Source organism: Rhizobacter sp. (genome assembly GCA_019635355.1).
Taxonomy (GTDB): domain Bacteria; phylum Pseudomonadota; class Gammaproteobacteria; order Burkholderiales; family Burkholderiaceae_C; genus Rhizobacter.
This window is the reverse complement of record JAHBZQ010000001.1, coordinates 4,503,349-4,523,118: the sequence shown is the minus strand read 5'-3', so window position 1 is coordinate 4,523,118 and position 19,770 is coordinate 4,503,349. Positions and strand designations below refer to the sequence as shown.

At 67.0% G+C, this 19,770-nt stretch carries 17 protein-coding genes; 13 read left to right on the top strand and 4 right to left on the bottom strand.

Annotated elements, in window-relative coordinates; all coding sequences use genetic code 11:
- Positions 1-2,745 carry a zinc-dependent metalloprotease gene (locus tag KF892_21045; GenBank protein MBX3627509.1) on the bottom strand — a complete coding sequence of 915 codons (2,745 nt, stop codon included), beginning with the start codon at positions 2,743-2,745 and terminating at the stop codon, positions 1-3.
- Positions 2,746-2,947: 202 nt separating this feature from the next.
- On the opposite strand from KF892_21045, the gene KF892_21040 reads away from it, so the two are divergent.
- From KF892_21040 to KF892_20980, 13 genes are all read left to right on the top strand, one after another.
- Positions 2,948-3,538: an esterase gene (locus tag KF892_21040; GenBank protein MBX3627508.1), complete on the top strand. Its 591-nt coding sequence runs from the start codon at positions 2,948-2,950 to the stop codon at positions 3,536-3,538.
- A gap of 16 nt (positions 3,539-3,554) precedes the next feature.
- A complete protein-coding gene (locus tag KF892_21035) occupies positions 3,555-5,615 on the top strand; it encodes an RNB domain-containing ribonuclease (protein ID MBX3627507.1) in 2,061 nt (686 codons plus the stop codon).
- Positions 5,616-5,624: 9 nt separating this feature from the next.
- The gene (locus KF892_21030; protein MBX3627506.1) at positions 5,625-6,479 is read left to right on the top strand and encodes a TonB family protein; all 855 of its coding nucleotides are present in this window, start codon (positions 5,625-5,627) and stop codon (positions 6,477-6,479) included.
- The gene (gene aroE / locus KF892_21025) at positions 6,476-7,318 is read left to right on the top strand and encodes a shikimate dehydrogenase (protein MBX3627505.1); all 843 of its coding nucleotides are present in this window, start codon (positions 6,476-6,478) and stop codon (positions 7,316-7,318) included. Before KF892_21030 ends, aroE begins: the two co-directional genes overlap by 4 nt.
- Positions 7,315-8,094 (top strand): transglycosylase domain-containing protein, encoded by a 780-nt coding sequence (locus KF892_21020; GenBank protein ID MBX3627504.1) that lies wholly within the window; start codon positions 7,315-7,317, stop codon positions 8,092-8,094. Before aroE ends, KF892_21020 begins: the two co-directional genes overlap by 4 nt.
- Positions 8,095-8,127: 33 nt before the next feature.
- On the top strand, positions 8,128-8,730 hold the full coding sequence (locus KF892_21015) for a hypothetical protein (GenBank protein MBX3627503.1): 603 nt from the start codon (positions 8,128-8,130) through the stop codon (positions 8,728-8,730).
- Positions 8,727-9,263 carry a TlpA family protein disulfide reductase gene (locus KF892_21010; GenBank protein ID MBX3627502.1) on the top strand — a complete coding sequence of 179 codons (537 nt, stop codon included), beginning with the start codon at positions 8,727-8,729 and terminating at the stop codon, positions 9,261-9,263. The genes KF892_21015 and KF892_21010 overlap by 4 nt, the downstream gene beginning before the upstream one ends.
- 74 nt (positions 9,264-9,337) lie before the next feature.
- On the top strand, positions 9,338-9,781 hold the full coding sequence (aroQ, locus tag KF892_21005) for a type II 3-dehydroquinate dehydratase (GenBank protein ID MBX3627501.1): 444 nt from the start codon (positions 9,338-9,340) through the stop codon (positions 9,779-9,781).
- A 75-nt stretch (positions 9,782-9,856) separates the two neighbouring features.
- On the top strand, positions 9,857-10,330 hold the full coding sequence (locus KF892_21000) for an acetyl-CoA carboxylase biotin carboxyl carrier protein (GenBank protein ID MBX3627500.1): 474 nt from the start codon (positions 9,857-9,859) through the stop codon (positions 10,328-10,330).
- Between the two features lie 10 nt (positions 10,331-10,340).
- Complete coding sequence (gene accC, locus KF892_20995; GenBank protein MBX3627499.1) at positions 10,341-11,690, top strand: acetyl-CoA carboxylase biotin carboxylase subunit; 1,350 nt, start codon at positions 10,341-10,343, stop codon at positions 11,688-11,690.
- A gap of 3 nt (positions 11,691-11,693) precedes the next feature.
- Entirely contained in the window at positions 11,694-12,584 is an 891-nt protein-coding gene (gene prmA, locus KF892_20990) for a 50S ribosomal protein L11 methyltransferase (protein MBX3627498.1), read from the top strand.
- 22 nt (positions 12,585-12,606) lie between these two features.
- The gene (locus KF892_20985; protein ID MBX3627497.1) at positions 12,607-13,623 is read left to right on the top strand and encodes a zinc-ribbon and DUF3426 domain-containing protein; all 1,017 of its coding nucleotides are present in this window, start codon (positions 12,607-12,609) and stop codon (positions 13,621-13,623) included.
- Between the two features lie 41 nt (positions 13,624-13,664).
- Positions 13,665-14,573 (top strand): carbohydrate kinase family protein, encoded by a 909-nt coding sequence (locus KF892_20980; protein ID MBX3627496.1) that lies wholly within the window; start codon positions 13,665-13,667, stop codon positions 14,571-14,573.
- A gap of 166 nt (positions 14,574-14,739) precedes the next feature.
- Here KF892_20980 and KF892_20975 read toward each other — a convergent pair whose 3' ends face one another.
- The 3 genes from KF892_20975 to KF892_20965 form a co-directional block, all read right to left on the bottom strand.
- Positions 14,740-15,225, bottom strand: a complete 486-nt coding sequence (locus KF892_20975; GenBank protein ID MBX3627495.1) for a histone H1-like DNA-binding protein — start codon at positions 15,223-15,225, stop codon at positions 14,740-14,742.
- Between the two features lie 222 nt (positions 15,226-15,447).
- Positions 15,448-16,638, bottom strand: a complete 1,191-nt coding sequence (locus KF892_20970; GenBank protein MBX3627494.1) for a ribonucleotide-diphosphate reductase subunit beta — start codon at positions 16,636-16,638, stop codon at positions 15,448-15,450.
- A gap of 170 nt (positions 16,639-16,808) precedes the next feature.
- Positions 16,809-19,730: a ribonucleoside-diphosphate reductase subunit alpha gene (locus KF892_20965; GenBank protein ID MBX3627493.1), complete on the bottom strand. Its 2,922-nt coding sequence runs from the start codon at positions 19,728-19,730 to the stop codon at positions 16,809-16,811.
- Positions 19,731-19,770: the final 40 nt, after the last annotated feature.

The following is a 19,770-nucleotide window of genomic DNA, read 5'->3' as shown; positions in this document are numbered from 1 at the left end:
TCAACTCCGGATCATCGAGGCACGCAGCGCTTCGGTGAGTTGCGACAACGAATCCTGCAGGTGAGCCCGGCTCTCGACTGACAGCCTGCCGTTGCCCGACGCGCGCTTGAGCTGCGCCTGCAGCTCCACCGCCTGCATGCGCAAGAGGCTCAGCGCATCGGGCGGCAGCGAGGCCGAGCCGCGCACCAGCAGGTTCTGCACACGCTTCAGGTGCTCGCGCTGCAGATTGCGGCGCAGGCGGTCGATCTCGCGACCGGTCTTGAGCTCGCTCCACACCGCGCCTTGCAAGGTGTCGTACACCTCGGCGAGCGAAATGATGTTGCGCTTGTTGGCATTCGGCACGTAGGACGGCAGGTCGAGCAGGCGCGAGGCCGTGCCCGGGTTGAGCAGGCGGTCCATCGCGACCGTCTGCACCTGCAGCACCGCCGCGGGGATGTTCACCGGACCGCCGCGGTCCCACTCGTTGTAGTCGGGCGAGAGGCTCGCCACGAACTCGGGCTTGAAGCGGAAGCTGTCGGCGTTGAACACCCCGTCGGCCAGGAACTTGAGCGCCTCGCGCTGCTTGGCCGGCTCCACCGGCACGTAGGCCGCACGCCGCGTGGTGCCCGGCAGGTCGCGCACGGTGTACATGCCACCCACGTACTTGCCGACGAGTTCGCTCGCCCGGCTCAGCTGGCGGAAGCCGCTCAGAAGGATGCGCCGCTGGCGCAAGGCTTCGTCGCCCGGCTGCGCGCCGCGCTCCTGCACACGCTCCCACAACTCGCGCGAGAGCTGCAGCCGCCGCACGTAGTATGCGAGCGGGTCGTCGCCGAGGTCGAAGCGGTTGACCAGCGGGTCGATGCCATCGTTGCCCGGCAGGCCGCCGGCATCGGCGTCGTCGGCATAGGCGAGCAGCGGGTCGGTGCTGCGCGAGGCGATGCGGGCCAGCTCGGCCGCTTCGTCGGCCGGTGCGATCGGCTTGTAGGCGTATTCGATCGCCCAGTAGTCGTAGGGCCCGAGCGTGGTGTTGTTGAGCGCACCCTGCTTCTCGCCGCGCAGCGCCACGTTGTAGGCGTTGTAGTCCATCACCGAGCCCGAGATGCCGTTCTTCTCGGTGAAGTCCTTGTCTTGCAGCTTCTCGCGCGGCACGACCGTCGAGCCCTTGAAGTTGTGCTTGAGGCCGAGCGTGTGGCCCACCTCGTGCATCACGGTGTCCTTGATGACGGCCTGCACGAAGGCTTCGGCCTCGGGGCTGTCGGGTGCGATGTCGCCGCGCGCTTCGAGCACGTCGAGCGCGAAATTCATCTCGGCCGCGCTCTCGCGGGCGTAGTTGCAATAGGCGTCGTGCTGGTGAACCGGCGCGGCGCTCGTGCCCACGTCTTCGACGACGAAGCGCCGCGCGCTGCGGCCGAACACGTCGCTCATGCCGATGTCGGCGTCGATGATCTCGCCGGTGCGCGGGTCGGCGTGGTGCGGCCCGACGGCAAAGCCCACGTCGGCACCAACGAACCAGCGGATGGACGCATGCCGCGCGTCCATGTTGTCCCACTCCGCATCGTCGGGCTGGTGGCGCACGACGATGGCGTCCTTGAAGCCGATCTTCTCGAAGGCCTTGTTCCACTCGAGCACGCCGGCTTCGACGGCCTTGCGGTACTGGGGCGGGATGTTCTTGTCGAGCCAGTAGACGATGGGCTGCTTGGGCTCCGACAGCGCGGCATTCGGGTCGCGCTTTTCGAGGCGCCAGCGGCTCAGGTGGTGCACCCGCGGGTTGGCCTTCAGGTCGGTGCCGAGGTCGGTGACGCCAGTGAAGAAATGGCCCAGGCGCGGGTCGGTCTTGCGGGCCGGCATCGGGTCTTGCGGCAGCTTGGTGAAGCTGTAGACGAAGGCCACGAACATGCTGCGCGCGTCGGGCACGGTCGACGGCGGGGTGGGCCCAGGCGTGGGGCTGGGCACCGCGGGCGGCGCCGGAATGCGCGGGGTGGCGAAATGCACGCGGGCGTTGACCGTCGTCATCTCGTCGCTCACGCGCGTCTTCTCGAAGAAGGAATTGCCGCGGTCGAGCGAATACGGCAGGCGGAACGCCGCCTCGATGCGCGTCGAGTAACCGGGGATGTCGGTGAGCAGGAAGCCGGCGTCGATCAGCACCGACTTGCGCTGCGGGTGCGGGGCGCTCGCGATGGCCGCCGAGCCGAGCAGGCTGTGCGAGAAGCCCTGCTCCACCGCCGGCTTCAGGGCGGTGGTGCTGCTGACGAAGGCGGTGTTGAGCGCGATCAGCTGCATCTGGCTGGTGCCGATCTTGCGGAAGGTGGCCAGCCATGACGGGCCCATCTGGCTCGCATACAAGCCACGCTCGCCGACCGAGCCGGCCACGTTCACCGAGAGCAGGAAGGGCTGGTCGAGCCGCTCGGCGGGAATCTCGAGCCAGATCTTGTCGTCCTTGCGCCAGATGGGCACGAAGCCCGACTGTTGCGTGGCGCCCTTGATCACCTCGTCGAAGGGCTTGGGCGCGCCGGGCTCGGGCCGTGCGGCCGGTGCGCCGGCCACGCCGGAGGCGGCCCCCGAGGCGGCCGCCGCGGCGGCTTGGGCCACGGGTGCCGCGCCGGCCACGGGCGCCGGCACGGCACGGGTGTTGGCCTTCTCCGGCGGCGTGGGCTTGCCGGTGCCGTTGGTCGTGGGGGCAGGCGTGGCGCAGGCCTGCAGCATCAATGAAATCGCGAGAACGAGCCCGAGCGGGCGAACGGCAAGACCAGCGGGAGAAACGTTCACGAAGAATCCTTGCGAAACGAAGTCGGGAAGCGAAATCGGGAAAGGGCATCCAGCAAAGGGCAGGCGCGGGCCAGTTTAGGCGTGCCAAGCACCCGCGGCACCGGGTGAGATTGCGGAGTCGGGCACACTGCGGGGCCCCTTCTTGTGTCCGTCGTCTCACCCGCGCGACTCGCTTCGAGCAGCCCGGCGTGGCCCGGTTCCCATGACCCCGACCCATCTGTTGTATCTGCACGGTTTCCGCTCGTCGCCGCAGTCGGCCAAGGCCACGCGCATGGCCGCCTGGGTGCGCGAACACGCCCCACGCCTGACCTGGTGGTGCCCGCAGTTGCCGCCCTCGCCGCGCGAGGCGGTGCGCATGCTCGAGCACGGCGTGAGCCGGTGGCCGCGCGAGCGCATGGCCGTCGTCGGTAGTTCGCTCGGCGGCTTCTACGCGACGGTGATGGCCGAGCGCCTGGGCTGCAAGGCCGTGCTCCTCAACCCCGCGGTCGACCCGGCACGCGACCTCGCCCGCCACATCGGCGAAACCACCGCCTGGCACAGCGACGATCGCTTCTTCTTCCGGCCGGAATACGTCGACGAGTTGCGAGACATGACCCCCGGCCGGCTCGCCGACCCCGCGCGCTATTTCGCCGTCATCGCCACCGGCGACGAGGTGCTGAGCTGGCGCGAGATGAGCGAGCGTTACCGCGGCGGCCACCTGCGCATCGTCGAGGGCAGCGACCATGCGCTGTCGGACTTCGACGAGCACCTGCCGCACCTGCTGCACTTCCTGGAACTCGGGCCTTCTCCCTGAAGGACAATCCCGCCCCATGTACGCATTGTTTGATGACGCCGGGAAGTTCCACGCCGGCCGCGTGATGTCCGAAGCCGACACCTCGATGCAGATCGAGCTCGACTCCGGCAAGCGCGTGAAAGTGAAATCCGCCAACGTGCTGCTCAAGTTCGAGCAGCCGTCTCCGTCCGAGCTGCTGGCCGAAGGGCAACGCCTCGCGCAGGACATCGACCTCGACCTCGCCTGGGAATTCGCGCCCGACAGCGACTTCGGTTTCGCCGACCTGGCCCGCGACTACTTCAACGACAAGGCGAGCGCTGCGCAGCAGGCCGCGGCGCTCTTCCGCCTGTTCGAAGCGCCGCACTACTTCCGCCGCCTCGGCAAGGGCCAGTTCAAGAAGGCACCGGAAGAGATCGTGAAAGCCGCGCTGCTCGGCATCGAGCGCAAGAAGCAGCTGGCTGCACAGATCGATGCCTGGGCCCAAGAGCTCGTGGCCGGCCAGTGCCCGGCGCCGGTGCGCGAGCAGCTCTACAAGATCCTCTTCAAGCCCGACAAGAACGCCGCCGAGTACAAGGCGGTGGTCGAAGCCGCGAAGCTCTCGCACACCGCCCCGCTCGACCTGCTGAAGGCCGCGGGCGCCATCGACTCGCCCTACCAGTTCCACTGGAAGCGTTTCCTCTTCGAGAACTTCCCGAAGGGCACCGCCTTCCCCGCGCTCAGCGCGCCCGAGATCAAGGACAAGCTGCCCGTGGCCGACGTGCAGGCCTTCTCGATCGACGACTCGCAGACCACCGAGATCGACGATGCCCTCTCGGTGCAGGGCCTGGGCACCGGCACCGTGGTGTTCGGCATCCACATCGCCGCGCCGGGCCTCGCGATCACGCCCGAAGGCGCGGTCGACAAGGTGGCGCGCGATCGCCTGTCGACGGTCTACATGCCGGGCTACAAGCTGACCATGCTGCCCGACGACGTGGTGCAGGCCTACACACTGCTCGAAGGGCGCGAGTGCCCGGCCGTGTCGCTCTACGTGAGCTACGACGAAGCCACGCTCGAGGTGAAGGGCAGCGAGACGAAGCTGGAACGCGTGCCCATCGTGAGCAACCTGCGCCACGACCAGCTCGACGCGGTGATCACCGAAGCCTCGCTCACCGGCGCAGCACCCGCCGACTACCCGCACGCGGCGGAGCTGGCCTTCGCCTTCCGCCTCGCGCGGCACCTGAAGGCCGCCCGCGAAGTGGTGCGTGGCAAGCCTGAAAACTTCAACCGCCCCGACTACAACTTCCGCCTCGAAGGAAACGAGGGCCGCGAGCCGCAGGGCGACGAAACAGTGCTGATCAGCACCCGCACCCGCGGTGCCCCGCTCGACCTGATCGTGGCCGAGGCCATGATCCTCGCCAACAGCACCTGGGGCGGCTGGCTCAACGACCTGGGCGTGCCCGGCATCTACCGCAGCCAGGCCAGCATGGCGCCGGGTGTGAAGGTGCGCATGGGCACCAAGGCCGCGCCGCATGCGGGCATGGGCGTCGCGCAATACACCTGGGCCACGTCGCCGCTGCGCCGTTACGTCGACCTCGTCAACCAGTGGCAGATCATCGCCTGCGCACGCCACGGCCGCACCGCCGCGCTGGCCGCGCCGTTCAAGCCGAAGGATGCTGCGCTGTTCTCGATCATCTCGAGCTTCGACGCCGCCTACACCGCGTACAACGGCTTCCAGTCGGGCCTCGAACGCTACTGGACGCTGCGCTACCTGGCCCAGCACGATTTGCAGGATCTCGACGCGGCGGTGATGAAAGACGGCCTCGTGCGCGCCGAGACGCTGCCGCTCGTCTTCAAGGCCGTGGGCGCCGAGCGGCTGCCGCGCGGTGCACTCGTGCGCGTGCGCATCACCGGCACCGACCTCTTGACGCTCGACGTGCACGCCAGCGTGCTGCAGCGCCTCGACGACCCGTCGACCACGGCCGATGACGCGGTGGTCGAAGACGCCGAGATCGAAGAGGCCGAAGCCGCCGGACCGCTCACCCTCGCGATCGATGTGCAAGGGGATGCAACCGAGGAAGCCGCCGGCGCCAGCGCGGTAGCATCGTCGCCCTCGGTTTAACGGTTCTTCATGGCCAAGTTTTCGGTCCTGCAGGTTTCTCTCACCGTCTCGGTCGTCGTGCACGTCGGGTTGCTGGCGTGGCCGGCGGTCGACCCGGAAGGTTTCACCCGCGCGTTTCAAGACACCCCGCTGGAGGTGATCCTCGTCAACTCGCGCTCGACCGAAGCGCCGACCAAGGCACAGGCCCTCGCGCAGCGCAACCTGGCCGGTGGTGGCGACGTGGACCGTGGCCGTGCCACCTCGCCGCTGCCGAGCGCCGCCGTGACCGAGATCGGCGATGCCGCCGAAGACACCCGCAAGCAGATCGAGCAGCTGCAGGAAGAGCAGCAGCAGCGCCTGGCGATGGTGCGGCGTGAGCTGGCCTCGCTGCCCCAGCCCGACCCCCGGCGCGCCGGCAGCCCGCAGGAGCGCGCGCAGGAAGAGCACCGCAAGCAGCTGCTGCAGCTGCTGGCCGAGATCGAAAAGCGCATCAACGAAGAGAACGCCCGGCCGAGAAAGCGCTACATCAGCCCCTCGACGCGCGAAGAGGTCTACGCGATCTACTACGACCAGCTGCGCCGCAAGATCGAAGACCGCGGCACGCGCAACTTCCCCGAGTACCAGGGCAAGAAGCTGTATGGCGAGCTGGTGATGATCATCACCGTCGACGCCGCCGGCCGCATCGTCGAGACCGAGGTCGTGCGCAGCTCGCAGAACAAGCTGCTCGACAAGCGCGCCATCTCCATCGTGCAGGCCGCCGCACCCTTCGGCTCCTTCACGACCGCGATGAAGAAGCAGGCCGACCAGCTGGTCGTCCACACGCGCTTCCGCTTCTCGCGCGAAGACGGCTTCGAAACCTCGGTCGCCGCCCCCGTCAAGCCGTGAACCTTCCCGATCGTTACGTCGTCGCCGGCAACCCGGTCGAGCACAGCCAGTCACCCTTCATCCACGCCCAGTTCGCGCAGGCCACCGGGCAGGCCGTGGCCTACGACCGGCTGCTGTGCCCGCTCGATGGCTTCGAGGCCACGGTACGCGCCTTCGCCGAAGGCGGCGGTCGTGGCTGCAACGTGACGGTGCCGTTCAAGATCGACGCCTACCGCCTGGCCACGCGCCGAAGCCCGCGTGCCACGCTGGCCCAGGCCGCCAACGTGCTGCGCTTCGACGCCGACGGCTGGTACGCCGACAACAGCGACGGCATCGGCCTCGTGCGCGACATCGAGCGCAACGCCGGCATCGTCTTGAAAGGCCGGCGTGTGCTGCTGGTCGGCGCCGGTGGTGCGGCAGCCGGCGCGCTGGGGCCGCTGATCGAAGCCGGCCCGCAAGAGATCGTGGTCGCCAACCGCAGCCTCGACAAGGCCGAGGCGCTGGTGCGGCGGCATGCCGAGCTGGCGTATGCGCATGGCGTGACGCTGTCCGCCCGTCGCCTGCAGGCGGCCGGCAAGGCCTTCGATGCGGTCGTCAACGCCACCGCCACCAGCCTGCAGGGCGCGGCCATTCCGGTTCATGCCAGCGTGCTGAAGCCCGGCGGCCTGGCGCTCGACATGATGTACGGCCCCGCGGCCCAGGGCTTCCTGCAATGGGCCGTGCAGCACGGCGCCGCGGCACGCGACGGCCTGGGCATGCTGGTGGAGCAGGCGGCCGAAGCCTTCCAACTCTGGCGCGGCGTGGCACCCGAGACGGCACCGGTGCTTGCGGCGCTGCGCGCCCGGCTGGCATCCACATGAGCGGCGCGTTGCGGCATCTGCTGCGGGTGCTCGGCCTGGTGCTGGTGTGCGGCGTGTCGCTGCAGGTCTATTTCCTCGCCCGCATCGGGATGATGAGCGTCGTCGACCCGCAGTCCACCACCTTCCAGCGCTCGGAAATGCGCCGCATCGTCGCCGCCCAGCACCAGCTGCTGTGGAGCCAGAGATGGGTGGACGACGAGCGCATCTCCGACCACCTGAAGCGCGCGGTGATCGCCTCGGAAGACGCGGGCTTCACCGAGCACAGCGGCGTCGAATGGGAGGCCCTGGAAAAGGCGTGGGAGAAGAACCTGCGCGCCGAAGCGCAGGCCGAGCGTGTCAACGAACGCCAGGCGAAGCAGGCCGCGCGCAGCAACCGCCCACCGCCCGAGAAGCCCAAGGCCACACCCAAGATCGTCGGCGGCTCCACCATCACCCAGCAGCTGGCGAAGAACCTCTTCCTCAGCGGCGAGCGCAATTTCCTGCGCAAGGGCCAGGAGTTCGTCATCACCTTCATGCTCGAAGGCATGCTCTCCAAGCGGCGCATCCTCGAGATCTACCTCAACAACGTGGAGTGGGGCGAAGGCCTCTTCGGCGCGCAGGCCGCGGCGCGCCACTACTTCCACGTCGATGCCGACAAGCTCGGCGCCTACCCCGCCGCCCGGCTGGCGGTGATGCTGCCGGCGCCCAAGCGCTTCGAGAAGCGGCCCAACTCGGCCTACGTGATGGGCCGGGCCAGCACCGTGGTCGCCCGCATGGGCGCCGTGGAATTGCCCTGAGCCCGCGGGCGCCGGCTTCCTAGAATCCCGCACATGGGTACCCCACTCAGCGCCGAAGTGGCCAGCACGGCCGCACGCCTCATCGTCGAAGAAGGCATGGAGTACGGCCCGGCCAAACGCCGCGCGGCCAAGCTGCTCGGCCGAGGCAGCGTGCGATCGGTTGACCTGCCAAACAACGACGAGGTGGAAGACGAGGTGCGCTCGTACATCGACCTCTTCTGCGCCGACACCCAGCCGGGTGAGCTGCTCGCGCTGCGCAAGGTGGCGCTCTTGTGGATGGAGCGCCTGCAGGACATGCGACCGCACCTCACCGGCGCCGTCTGGCGTGGCACGGCGACCCGGCTTTCCAGTGTGCACCTGCAGCTCTATTGCGACGACTCCAAGCAGGCCGAGCTGACGCTGATCGACAAGCGTGTCGACTACGACGTGGGCACGCTCAGCGGCCCGCGCGGCGAGCCGATCGACGTGCTGACCGTCAGCAGCGTGAGCCCCGAGTTGGGCGAAGCGGTGACGGTGCACATGAGCATCCTCGACCATGACGACGTGCGCGGTGCGCTGAAGCCCGATGCGCGGGGCCAGTCCGAACGGGGTGACCTCGCGGCGCTGCGCCGGCTGCTGGACGGGAGCGCCCCATGAACCGCCGCCACGCACTCTTGACCGGCGGTGTGGCCCTGGCCGGCGCGGCAGCCGGTGCCGGCTGGGCCTGGTGGCGCCACCGCGAGACCGAGGGCGCCGCCGGTGCCGAGCAAGCCTTCTGGCAAGAGCGCTTCGACCGACCGGAGGGCGGCGAGCTGGTGATGTCGACCCTGCGCGGCCAGCCCCTGGTGCTGAATTTCTGGGCCACCTGGTGCGCGCCGTGCGTCAAGGAGATGCCGCTGCTCGACGCCTTCTATAAAGAACACAAGGCCAAAGGCTGGCAGGTGGTGGGCCTCGCCGTCGACAGCCCGACCCCTGTGCGGGAGTTTCTGGGCAAGCTGCCGATCAGCTTTCCGATCGGCCTGGCCGGGCTGACCGGTGTCGACCTGAACCGCGCCTTGGGCAACCCGAGTGGCGCCCTGCCCTTCAGTGTGGCGTTCGACGCCCGAGGAAACGCCATCTTCCGCAAACTGGGCCTGCTCAAGCCTGAAGACCTCGCCCAATGGGCTGAAAAGTTCGCCTCCGGGCAATAAATTGCCTTCATGCGCGGATCAGCACTCAAAAACGCGTAAAGTTCGGCCTTCGCTTTTGAAGCGAGTCCAGCTTCATGCAAATCCTCGTCCTTCACGGCCCCAACCTCAACCTGCTCGGCACACGCGAGCCGGCGGTCTATGGCTCGACGACTTTGGATCAGATCAACGCAGAACTTGCGAAGATCGCCGCCGATGCTGGCGCCAAGCTGGACAGCTTCCAAAGCAACCATGAAGGCGCGCTGATCGACCGGGTGCACGCCGCGCGAACGGATGGCACCGACTTCGTGATCATCAACCCCGGCGCTTTCACGCACACCAGCGTGGCGCTGCGCGACGCGTTCGCGGGAGTGGCGATCCCGTTCATCGAAGTGCACCTGTCGAATGTGCACCGCCGCGAGCCCTTCCGCCACCATTCTTATTTTTCCGATCTCGCCGAAGGCGTGATCGTCGGGCTGGGCGCCGATGGATACCGCCTGGCCCTGGGCCATGCGCTCAAGCGCGGCCCGAAGAAGGCCTAGAGCCCAGGCCGACACCGGCACGTCGCCCTCGACGGCGACCGACGCCGCCCCATAACGACAGGAGTTGGAGAACACATGGACCTGCGCAAACTGAAGACGCTGATCGACTTGGTGTCTGAATCGAACATCTCCGAGCTTGAGATCACCGAAGCCGACGGCAAGGTGCGCATCGTCAAGAGCGACCCGGCCGCCGCCGTGGTCGCCACCCAGCCGGTGGTCTACCAGGCCGCGCCGCCGCAAGTGGCCGCCGCGCCGGTTGCCGCTGTGGCAGCCCCGGTGGCCGCCGCCGCGCCTGAAGCCCCGGCTGCCCCGACCGGGCACGTCGTCAAGTCGCCGATGGTCGGCACCTTCTATGGCGCCGCGAGCCCGGGCGCCAAGCCCTTCGCCACGGTTGGCACGGTGGTCAAGGAAGGCGACCCGATCTGCATCATCGAAGCGATGAAGATCATGAACGAGATCGAGGCCGACAAGGCCGGCACGGTGACGCAGGTCCTCGCGCAGAACGGCCAGGCCGTGGAATTCGGGCAGCCCTTGTTCGTCATCGAATAAGGCGCGGGCCATGTTCAAGAAAATCCTCATCGCCAACCGCGGCGAGATCGCACTGCGCATCCAACGCGCCTGCCGCGAGATGGGCGTCAAGTCGGTGGTCGTCTATTCCGAGGCCGACCGCGACGCCAAGTACGTGAAGCTCGCCGATGAGGCCGTGTGCATCGGCCCGGCCGCCTCATCGCAGAGCTACCTCAACATGCCGGCGATCATCTCGACCGCCGAGGTGACCGACGCCGAAGCCATCCACCCCGGCTACGGCTTCCTCTCGGAGAACGCCGACTTCGCCGAGCGTGTGGAGCAAAGCGGCTTCACCTTCATCGGCCCGACGCCCGAGTCGATCCGCATCATGGGCGACAAGGTCTCGGCCAAGCAGGCCATGATCAAGTCGGGCGTGCCCTGCGTGCCGGGCTCCGAAGGCGCCCTGCCCGATGACCCGAAGGAGATCGTCAAGATCGGCCGGGCCGTCGGTTACCCGGTGATCATCAAGGCCGCCGGCGGCGGCGGTGGTCGCGGCATGCGCGTGGTGCACACCGAAGCCGCGCTGCTGCACGCGGTGCAGACCACCAGGGCCGAAGCGGGTGCCGCGTTCGGCAACCCGGCGGTCTACATGGAGAAGTTCCTCGAGAACCCGCGCCACATCGAGATCCAGGTGCTGGCCGACGAGCACAAGAATGCCGTCTGGCTGGGCGAGCGCGATTGCTCCATGCAGCGCCGCCACCAGAAGATCATCGAGGAAGCGCCGGCGCCGGGCATCCCGCGCCGCGTGATCGAACGCATCGGCGAGCGCTGCGCCGCCGCGTGCAAGAAGATTGGCTACCGCGGTGCCGGCACCTTCGAGTTCCTCTACGAGAACGGCGAGTTCTACTTCATCGAGATGAACACCCGCGTGCAGGTGGAGCACCCGGTGACCGAGCTCGTGACCGGCGTCGACATCGTGCAGATGCAGATCCGCGTGGCGGCCGGCGAGAAGCTGCCCTTCACGCAGCGCCAGATCGAGATGCGCGGCCACGCCATCGAGTGCCGCGTGAACGCCGAAGACCCGTACAAGTTCACCCCGTCGCCCGGCCGCATCACGACCTGGCACGCGCCGGGCGGGCCTGGTGTGCGTGTCGACTCGCATGCGTACACCAACTACTTCGTGCCGCCCAACTACGACTCGATGATCGGCAAGATCATCACGCACGGCGACACGCGCGACCAGGCGCTGGCGCGCATGCGCATCGCGCTGTCGGAGACGGTGGTCGAAGGCATCTTGACCAACATCCCGCTGCACCGCGAGTTGATGGCCGATGCGAAGTTCGTCGAGGGTGGAACGAGCATCCACTACCTCGAGGGCTGGATGGCCCAGCACAAGCGCTGAGCCATGCTGGAACTGCTGCTCGTCGTGCCCGAAGCGCTGGTGGAGCCCGTCTCCGATGCGCTGATGGACGAACTGGAGGCGCTGTCGGTCTCGGTGGAAGACGCCGACGCTGACACCGCCCACGAGCAGGCACTCTTCGGCGAGCCCGGCATGCCGGCGCCGCGTGGGGGCTGGCAACGCTCGGTGGTGAAGGCGCTGTTCGAGCACGAAGAGACCGCCACCGAAGCGGCCACGCTGCTGCTCGCGCAGGAGTGGGCGCAAGACGTGCACGTGCAATCGCTGCAGGCGGTACCTGATCAAGACTGGGTGCGGCTCACGCAATCGCAATTCGCTCCCGTCCCGATCACGCCGGACTTCTGGATCGTGCCGAGCTGGCACGAGCCGCCCGCGCAGGCGAAGACACTCATCCGCCTCGACCCCGGCCTCGCCTTCGGCACCGGCACGCACCCCACCACCCGCATGTGCCTGCGCTGGACCGCGCAGCACGCCGCGCCCTGGCCGCGCGTGCTCGACTACGGCTGCGGCTCGGGCATCCTCGCCATCGGCGCCGCGCTTCACGGCGCGCAGCAGATCGACGCGGTCGACATCGACCCGGCCGCCGTGGTGTCGACGCAGGCCAACGCCAGCGCCAACGGCGTGAGCGTGAACGCCGGCCTGCCCGAAGCGGCGGGCGGTGAGTACGACCTCGTGCTCGCCAACATCCTCGCCACACCCCTGAAGCTCCTGGCCCCGTTGTTGTGTGGCCATGTGCGGCCGGGCGGTCACCTCGTGCTGGCGGGCATCCTCGAGCGGCAGGCTGACGAGTTGAAGGAGGCCTATGCCCCCTGGTGCGCACTCGAGGTCAGCGACACCGAGGATGGGTGGATCCTGATGACGGCACAACGGCGCGTGTGATGCGGCATGGCATGATTTCGCCATGAGCCTGGCCACGCGTTGCATCTCCTGCGGCACCGTCTTTAGAGTCGTTCAAGACCAGCTCAAGGTTTCCGAAGGCTGGGTGCGCTGCGGCCGCTGCAACGAGGTCTTCAACGCGATCGAAGGCCTGTTCGACCTGGAGCGTGACGCGCCGCCCAACTGGAAGCCGCCCCCGGCTCCACCCGCACCGCCGGCCGCATCGGTCGCCGCCTCGTATGACCCGCAGTCCGAGCCGCCCGATGACGATGACGTCTTCCAGCTGAGCGACAACGACCGCATCCACTCACGCTTCTTCCAGCCCGAGCAGGCCGACGTCGACCAGACCCCGGCGCAGGCGGTCAAGACCCGCGACAAGCGCGACTTCGCCGAGGCACGCTTCAACGAGGCCCTGCTCGACGAGCAGCCGCTCGAGTCCGAGACACGGCGCAAGGGCGGTGGCGGCACCGGTATTCCTCGTTCGTCGGTGAAGGCCGCGCGTGCACAGATCGAGGCCGCACGACGCGGGCCCGGCTTCGTGCAACAGGCCAAGCAGCGCGAGCGCTGGCGCAGCCCGGGCATGCGGGTGCTGCTGAGCCTGCTGTTCTTGTTGCTGGCCGCCTCGCTGGTCGGCCAGGCCGGCTACCACTTCCGCGATCTGTGGGCGGCCCGCTGGCCGGCCACCCGTCCCGCACTGGCGCTCGGCTGCGAATGGCTCGGGTGCCAATTGCAGCCGCCGCGCCGGATCGACGACGTCGTGGTCGAGAGCAGCACCTTGTCGCCAGCCCCGGGCGGCAACGGCTACCGGCTGTCGCTCGTGCTGCGCAACCGCGGCTCGATGATGCTCGCCATGCCGTCGATCGACCTCAAGCTCACCGACTCGACGGAGCAGCTGCTCGCGCGCAGAGCGCTTGCGCCGAGCGACTTCCGCGTCAACCCGCCGGTGCTGGCACCGGGCAGCGAGTCCAACCTGCAGCTGATCTTTTCATCATCCGACCCGCGCCGCGTCAACGGCTACACCGTCGAAGCCTTCTACCCCTGAAGGCGACCGGCCCCGCTTCATCCCTTCCACGGAGTTCTTCCATGTCTGCACTCATCTGCGGTTCGCTCGCCTTCGACACCATCACCACCTTCCCGGGGCGCTTTGCCGAGCAGATCCTGCCGGAGCAGGTGCACATCCTGAACGTATCCTTCCTCGTGCCCACGTTGCGTCGCGAGTTCGGCGGCTGTGCCGGCAACATCGCCTACACGCTGCGCCAGCTCGGCGGTGAGCCGCTCGTGATGGCCGCCGTGGGCGCCGACGGGCAGGACTACCTGGCCCGCTTCAAGACCTGGGGAGCGAGCACGGAGTTCGTGCGCACGGTGACGGAGACCTACACCGCGCAGGCCATCATCATCACCGACCAGGACAACAACCAGATCACCGCGTTCCACCCGGGCGCGATGCAGTCGGCCCATCTCACCGCGGTGCCGTCCGGGCGCAAGGACATCGCCATCGGCATCGTCGCCCCCGACGGGCGCGACGCGATGCTGCAGCACGCCGAGCAGTTCTCGAAGGCCGGCGTGCCCTTCATCTTCGACCCGGGCCAGGGCCTGCCGATGTTCAATGGCGACGAGCTCAACGCCTTCGTACAGCAGGCAACCTGGGTGGCGGTCAACGACTACGAAGGCCGCATGCTGTGCGAGCGCACCGGCAAGTCGCTCGAGGCGCTGTCGAATTCACACCTGAAGGGTGTGATCGTGACCCTGGGCGCCGACGGTTGCGAGGTATGGCAAAAGGGCCAGCGCACGCACGTGGCCGGCGTGAAGGCGGCCGAGGTCGTCGACCCGACGGGCTGTGGCGACGCCTTCCGCGGCGCACTGCTCTACGGCCTGGAACGCGGCTGGGAACTCACCCGCTGCGTCGAACTGGGCAACCGCATCGGCGCCCTGAAGATCGCCTGCCGCGGCGGGCAGAACCACGTCATCGACCGCGCAGCGCTGGGACTTTAAGCGCGAGCAAAGACAGCGCAAGCGCAGCGAAGCGCTTATCGAGCAACACCCGCGGAGCCGGCTTCGCCGGGCCGCTGGGTGGCGCCCCTCGGGGGCAGGAGCGCAGCGACTGGGGGGCACAAAAAAACCCGGCCGAAGCCGGGTTTCGTCGAGAGACCTAAACGCCTCAGGGCTTGGCGCCCGTCGGGAAAGGCCATGCAGCAGCGGGGCTGAGCGCAGTCTTGGCCGCCGGTGCTGCAGCGGGCTTCGCAGCAGCAGGGGCAGCAGGTGCGGCAGCGGCCTTCTTGGCAGCAGGCTTCTTCGCAGCCTTTTTCGCAGCGGGCTTCTTGGCAGCCGGCTTCTTCGCAGCCTTCTTCGCAGCAGGCTTCTTGGCAGCGGCCTTCTTGGCAGCCGGCTTCTTCGCAGCAGCCTTCTTGGCTGCCGGCTTCTTCGCAGCAGCCTTCTTGGCTGCCGGCTTCTTCGCAGCAGCCTTCTTGGCTGCCGGCTTCTTCGCGGCGACCTTCTTGGCTGCCGGCTTCTTAGCCGCGGCCTTCTTGGCTGCCGGCTTCTTGGCGGCGGCCTTCTTCGCTGCCGGCTTCTTCGCTGCGGCCTTCTTCGCCGCGGGCTTCTTCGCTGCGGCCTTCTTGGCGGCAGGTTTCTTTGCAGTTGCCATTACATTTCTCCTTGATCAAGTTGAAAAAGCACTGCGTTGCCCCGACGACGTGTCGACACTCCGCAGCTATTCACCGTCCGAAAGTCTGCCCAGGAGGGGCGCCCCGATCCGGTGAATGGGGTTGCGACGCACTGCTCACTGCTTCTGTGTCGGTGAATCGAATGCATCGCGAATCTTGATCTGCCACTACGACCTGCCGCGCTTGCTGCTACCGGTAGAACGTCAATCCCACGAGAGCGCGCCACCCGATTGGTACTCGATGACGCGCGTCTCGAAGAAGTTGCGTTCCTTCTTCAGGTCAATCATTTCGCTCATCCATGGGAACGGGTTTTCCTCGTTCGGGAAGAGCTCTTCCAAACCGATCTGCGTGGCACGCCGGTTGGCGATGTAGCGCAGATAACCTTTGAACATCGACGCGTTGAGGCCCAGCACACCACGCGGCATGGTGTCCTCAGCGTATCGATATTCCAACTCGACTGCTTTCATGAAAAGAGCCCGGATTTCGGCCTTGAATTCGGCCGTCCACAAATGCGGGTTCTCAAGCTTGATCTGGTTGATGAGGTCGATGCCGAAGTTGCAGTGCATCGACTCGTCTCGGAGGATGTACTGGTACTGCTCGGCAGCACCGGTCATCTTGTTCTGGCGGCCGAGCGCGAGGATCTGCGTGAAGCCGACGTAGAAGAACAGGCCTTCCATCAGGCAAGCGAAGACGATCAGCGACTTGAGCAGCGTCTGGTCGTTTTGCGGCGTGCCGGTGTGGAAGTTGGCGTCCATGATCGCGTTGATGAACGGGATCAGGAACTCGTCCTTGTCGCGGATCGACTTGACTTCGTTGTAGGCGTTGAAGATCTCGCTCTCGTCGAGACCGAGCGACTCCACGATGTACTGATAGGCGTGCGTGTGGATCGCTTCTTCGAAGGCCTGGCGCAGCAGGAACTGGCGGCACTCGGGCGCGGTGATGTGCCGGTAGGTGCCGAGCACGATGTTGTTGGCAGCCAGCGAATCGGCGGTGACGAAGAAGCCGAGGTTGCGCTTGATGATGCGGCGCTCGTCTTCGGTCAGGCCGTTGGGGTCTTTCCACGTCGCGATGTCGCGCGACATGTTCACTTCCTGCGGCATCCAGTGGTTGGCGCAGGTGGCGAGGTACTTCTCCCAGGCCCACTTGTACTTGAAGGGGACGAGCTGGTTGACGTCGGTCTTGCCGTTGATGATGCGCTTGTCGGCCGCCTTCACGCGGTGCGTGTCGGTGGTGTTCACCGAAGCGCTGGCAGAAGAAGAGACGGAAGCGACAGGGGCGATGGACTCTTCGAAGACCGGAGACGACACGGCCGCACGCGCTTGAACGGGGAGGCTCTGCGCGGGGTTCGTCTTGTGATTGCTCGAGGGCTTAAGGTCTTCTTCCCAAACCAACATGGTGGATTTCCTGTGCGGTTGAATTATCGGAGTGTTGTGTCTAAACACCAAGCACTTATTGACATTGCGGCCGCTTCGCTGTTGCTGTGTCGCATCGAAATTCGATGCTGCACAGCAACTCGCAAAGCCTCGATGAGTGCGACGCGACACGCGTCGCGTCACTCATCAATTCACTGACAGGCCTCGCACGTCGGGTCGTCGATCGCGCAGAACTTCACGTCGGTCGCGGGCTCAGCATCGACGCTCAATGCAGCCGGCAAGGCCGACGCAACAGAGGCGACCGGCGCGGCCATCATCGAGGAAGAAGCACCACTCGACACTGCGTTCAGCTGGCCTGCTTTGACCGTCGACTTCTCGGTCTGCGACGCGCTGATCGTGCGCAGGTAGTAGGTGGTCTTGAGGCCACGCAGCCACGCGAGCTTGTAGGTCTCGTCGAGCTTCTTGCCCGAGGCACCGGCCATGTAGATGTTGAGCGACTGGGCCTGGTCGATCCACTTCTGGCGGCGTGCGGCGGCTTCCACCAGCCACTGCGTCTCGATCTCGAAGGCGGTGGCGTAGAGGTCCTTCAGGTCTTCGGGCACGCGGTCGATGCGGCGCAGCGAGCCGTCGAAGTGCTTGAGGTCCATGACCATCACGTCGTCCCAGAGGTTGAGCTTCTTCAGGTCGCGCACGAGGTACTCGTTGACGACGGTGAACTCACCCGACAGGTTCGACTTGACCGAGAGGTTGCCGAAGCTCGGCTCGATCGAGGCGCTGACGCCGATGATGTTGGAGATGGTCGCGGTCGGGGCGATGGCCACGCAGTTGGAGTTGCGCATGCCGTGCTCGCTGATGCGGCCACGCAGCAGGCTCCAGTCGAGGCTGGTGCTGCGGTCGACGTCGACGAAGCCGCCACGCTGCTCGGCCAGAAGCTCCAGCGAATCGATCGGCAGGATGCCGCGGTCCCACAGCGAGCCGCGGTAGCTGGAGTAGCGGCCACGCTCTTGCGCCAGCTCGGTCGAGGCCCAGTAGGCGTAGTAGCAGACGGCTTCCATCGAGCGGTCGGCGAACTCCACCGCCTCTTGCGACGCGTAGGGCGTGCGCAGCTCGTACAGCGCGTCCTGGAAGCCCATGATGCCCAGGCCCACCGGGCGGTGGCGCAGGTTGGAATCGCGGGCCTTCTTGACGGCGTAGTAGTTGATGTCGATCACGTTGTCGAGCATGCGCATCGCGGTGGCGACGGTCTTCTTCAACTTGGCGTGGTCGATGACCTTGCGGCCGTCCGGGCCGTCCTTCAGGTGATGGACGAGATTGACCGAGCCCAGGTTGCACACCGCGATCTCGCTCTCGTTGGTGTTGAGCGTGATCTCGGTGCAGAGGTTGCTGCTGTGCACCACGCCAACGTGCTGCTGCGGCGAGCGCACGTTGCAGGCGTCCTTGAACGTGATCCAGGGGTGGCCGGTCTCGAACAGCATCGAGAGCATGCGGCGCCACAGGTCCTTGGCCGGCATCTTCTTGAAGAGCTTGATCTCGCCGCGGGCCGCCTTGGTTTCGTAAGCGGTGTAGGCCTCTTCGAAGGCCTTGCCGAACTTGTCGTGCAGGTCGGGGCAGGTGGACGGCGAGAAGAGCGTCCAGTCGCCACCTTCCATCACGCGGCGCATGAACAGGTCGGGAATCCAGTTCGCCGTGTTCATGTCGTGGGTGCGGCGGCGGTCGTCGCCGGTGTTCTTGCGCAGCTCCAGGAACTCTTCGATGTCGAGGTGCCAGCTTTCGAGATACGCGCAGACGGCGCCCTTGCGCTTGCCGCCCTGGTTCACGGCCACGGCCGTGTCGTTCACCACCTTCAGGAAGGGCACGACACCCTGGCTCTTGCCGTTGGTGCCCTTGATGTGCGAGCCGAGCGCGCGCACGTTGGTCCAATCGTTGCCCAGGCCGCCGGCGAACTTGGACAACAGCGCGTTCTCTTTCAGCGCTTCATAGATGCCGTCGAGGTCGTCGGCCACGGTGGTCAGGTAGCAGCTGGACAGCTGCGAGCGGTGCGTGCCCGAGTTGAAGAGCGTCGGCGTGCTCGACATGAAGTCGAAGGTCGACAGCACTTCATAGAACTCGATGGCGCGGGCTTCGCGGTCGATCTCGTTCAGCGCCAGGCCCATCGCGACGCGCATGTAGAAGGCCTGCGGCATCTCGATGCGCACGTCGTTCACGTGCAGGAAGTAGCGGTCGTACAGGGTCTGCAGGCCGAGGTAGTCGAACTGCAGGTCGCGGTCGGCCTTGAGCGCAGCGCCCAGCTTGGCCAGGTCGTACTGCATCAGCTTCTCGTCGAGCAGCTCGGCTTGCACGCCCTTCTTGATGAAGGTCGGGAAGTACTCGGCGTAGCGGGTCTGCATCTCGGACTGCAGCAGCTCCTCGCCGATGATTTCCTTGCGGATGGTGTGCAGCAGCAGGCGGGCGGTGGCGCGGGTGTAGCCCGGGTCCTTCTCGATCAGGGTGCGCGCGGCCAGGATGGCGGCCTTGTGCACTTCATCCATCGGCACGCCGTCGTACAGGTTGCGCTTGGTCTCGGCGAGGATGGGGTCGGGCTTCACGTCGGCGCCGAGGCCTTCGCAGGCCGACTCGACCAGCGTCTGCAGGCGACCCATGTCGAGCGGCACACGCTGGCCGCCGTCGGTCACGAAAAGCGCAGGCTCGGCCGCGACGGCGGGCACGCCCTGCTTCGCGCGCTCTTGCGCACGGCGCTCGCGGTAGAGCACGTAGGCGCGCGCCACTTCGTGGTGGCCGCCGCGCATCAGCCCGAGCTCGACGTGGTCTTGCACGTCTTCGATGTGGAAGGTGCCACCACCCGGACGCGAGCGCAGCAGCGCACGCACCACCGACTCGGTCAGGCCGTCAACCGTCTCGCGCACGCTGGCCGAGGCAGCGCCCTGCGTGCCGTGCACCGCCAGGAAGGCCTTCATCAGCGCGACCGCAATCTTGTTGGGCTCGAACGAGACGACAGCGCCGTTGCGGCGAATGATCTGGTAGCCCTGGTAGGCCGACACCGGCGCGCCTGCGGGCGCGGCGCCGGTGCGGGGAGCCGAAGGCGTGCTGGCCGAAGTGGTGGGAACGGTTTGCATGGTGTTTCCTGTCGTCATGTCGGTGTTATGGGGTTCGATC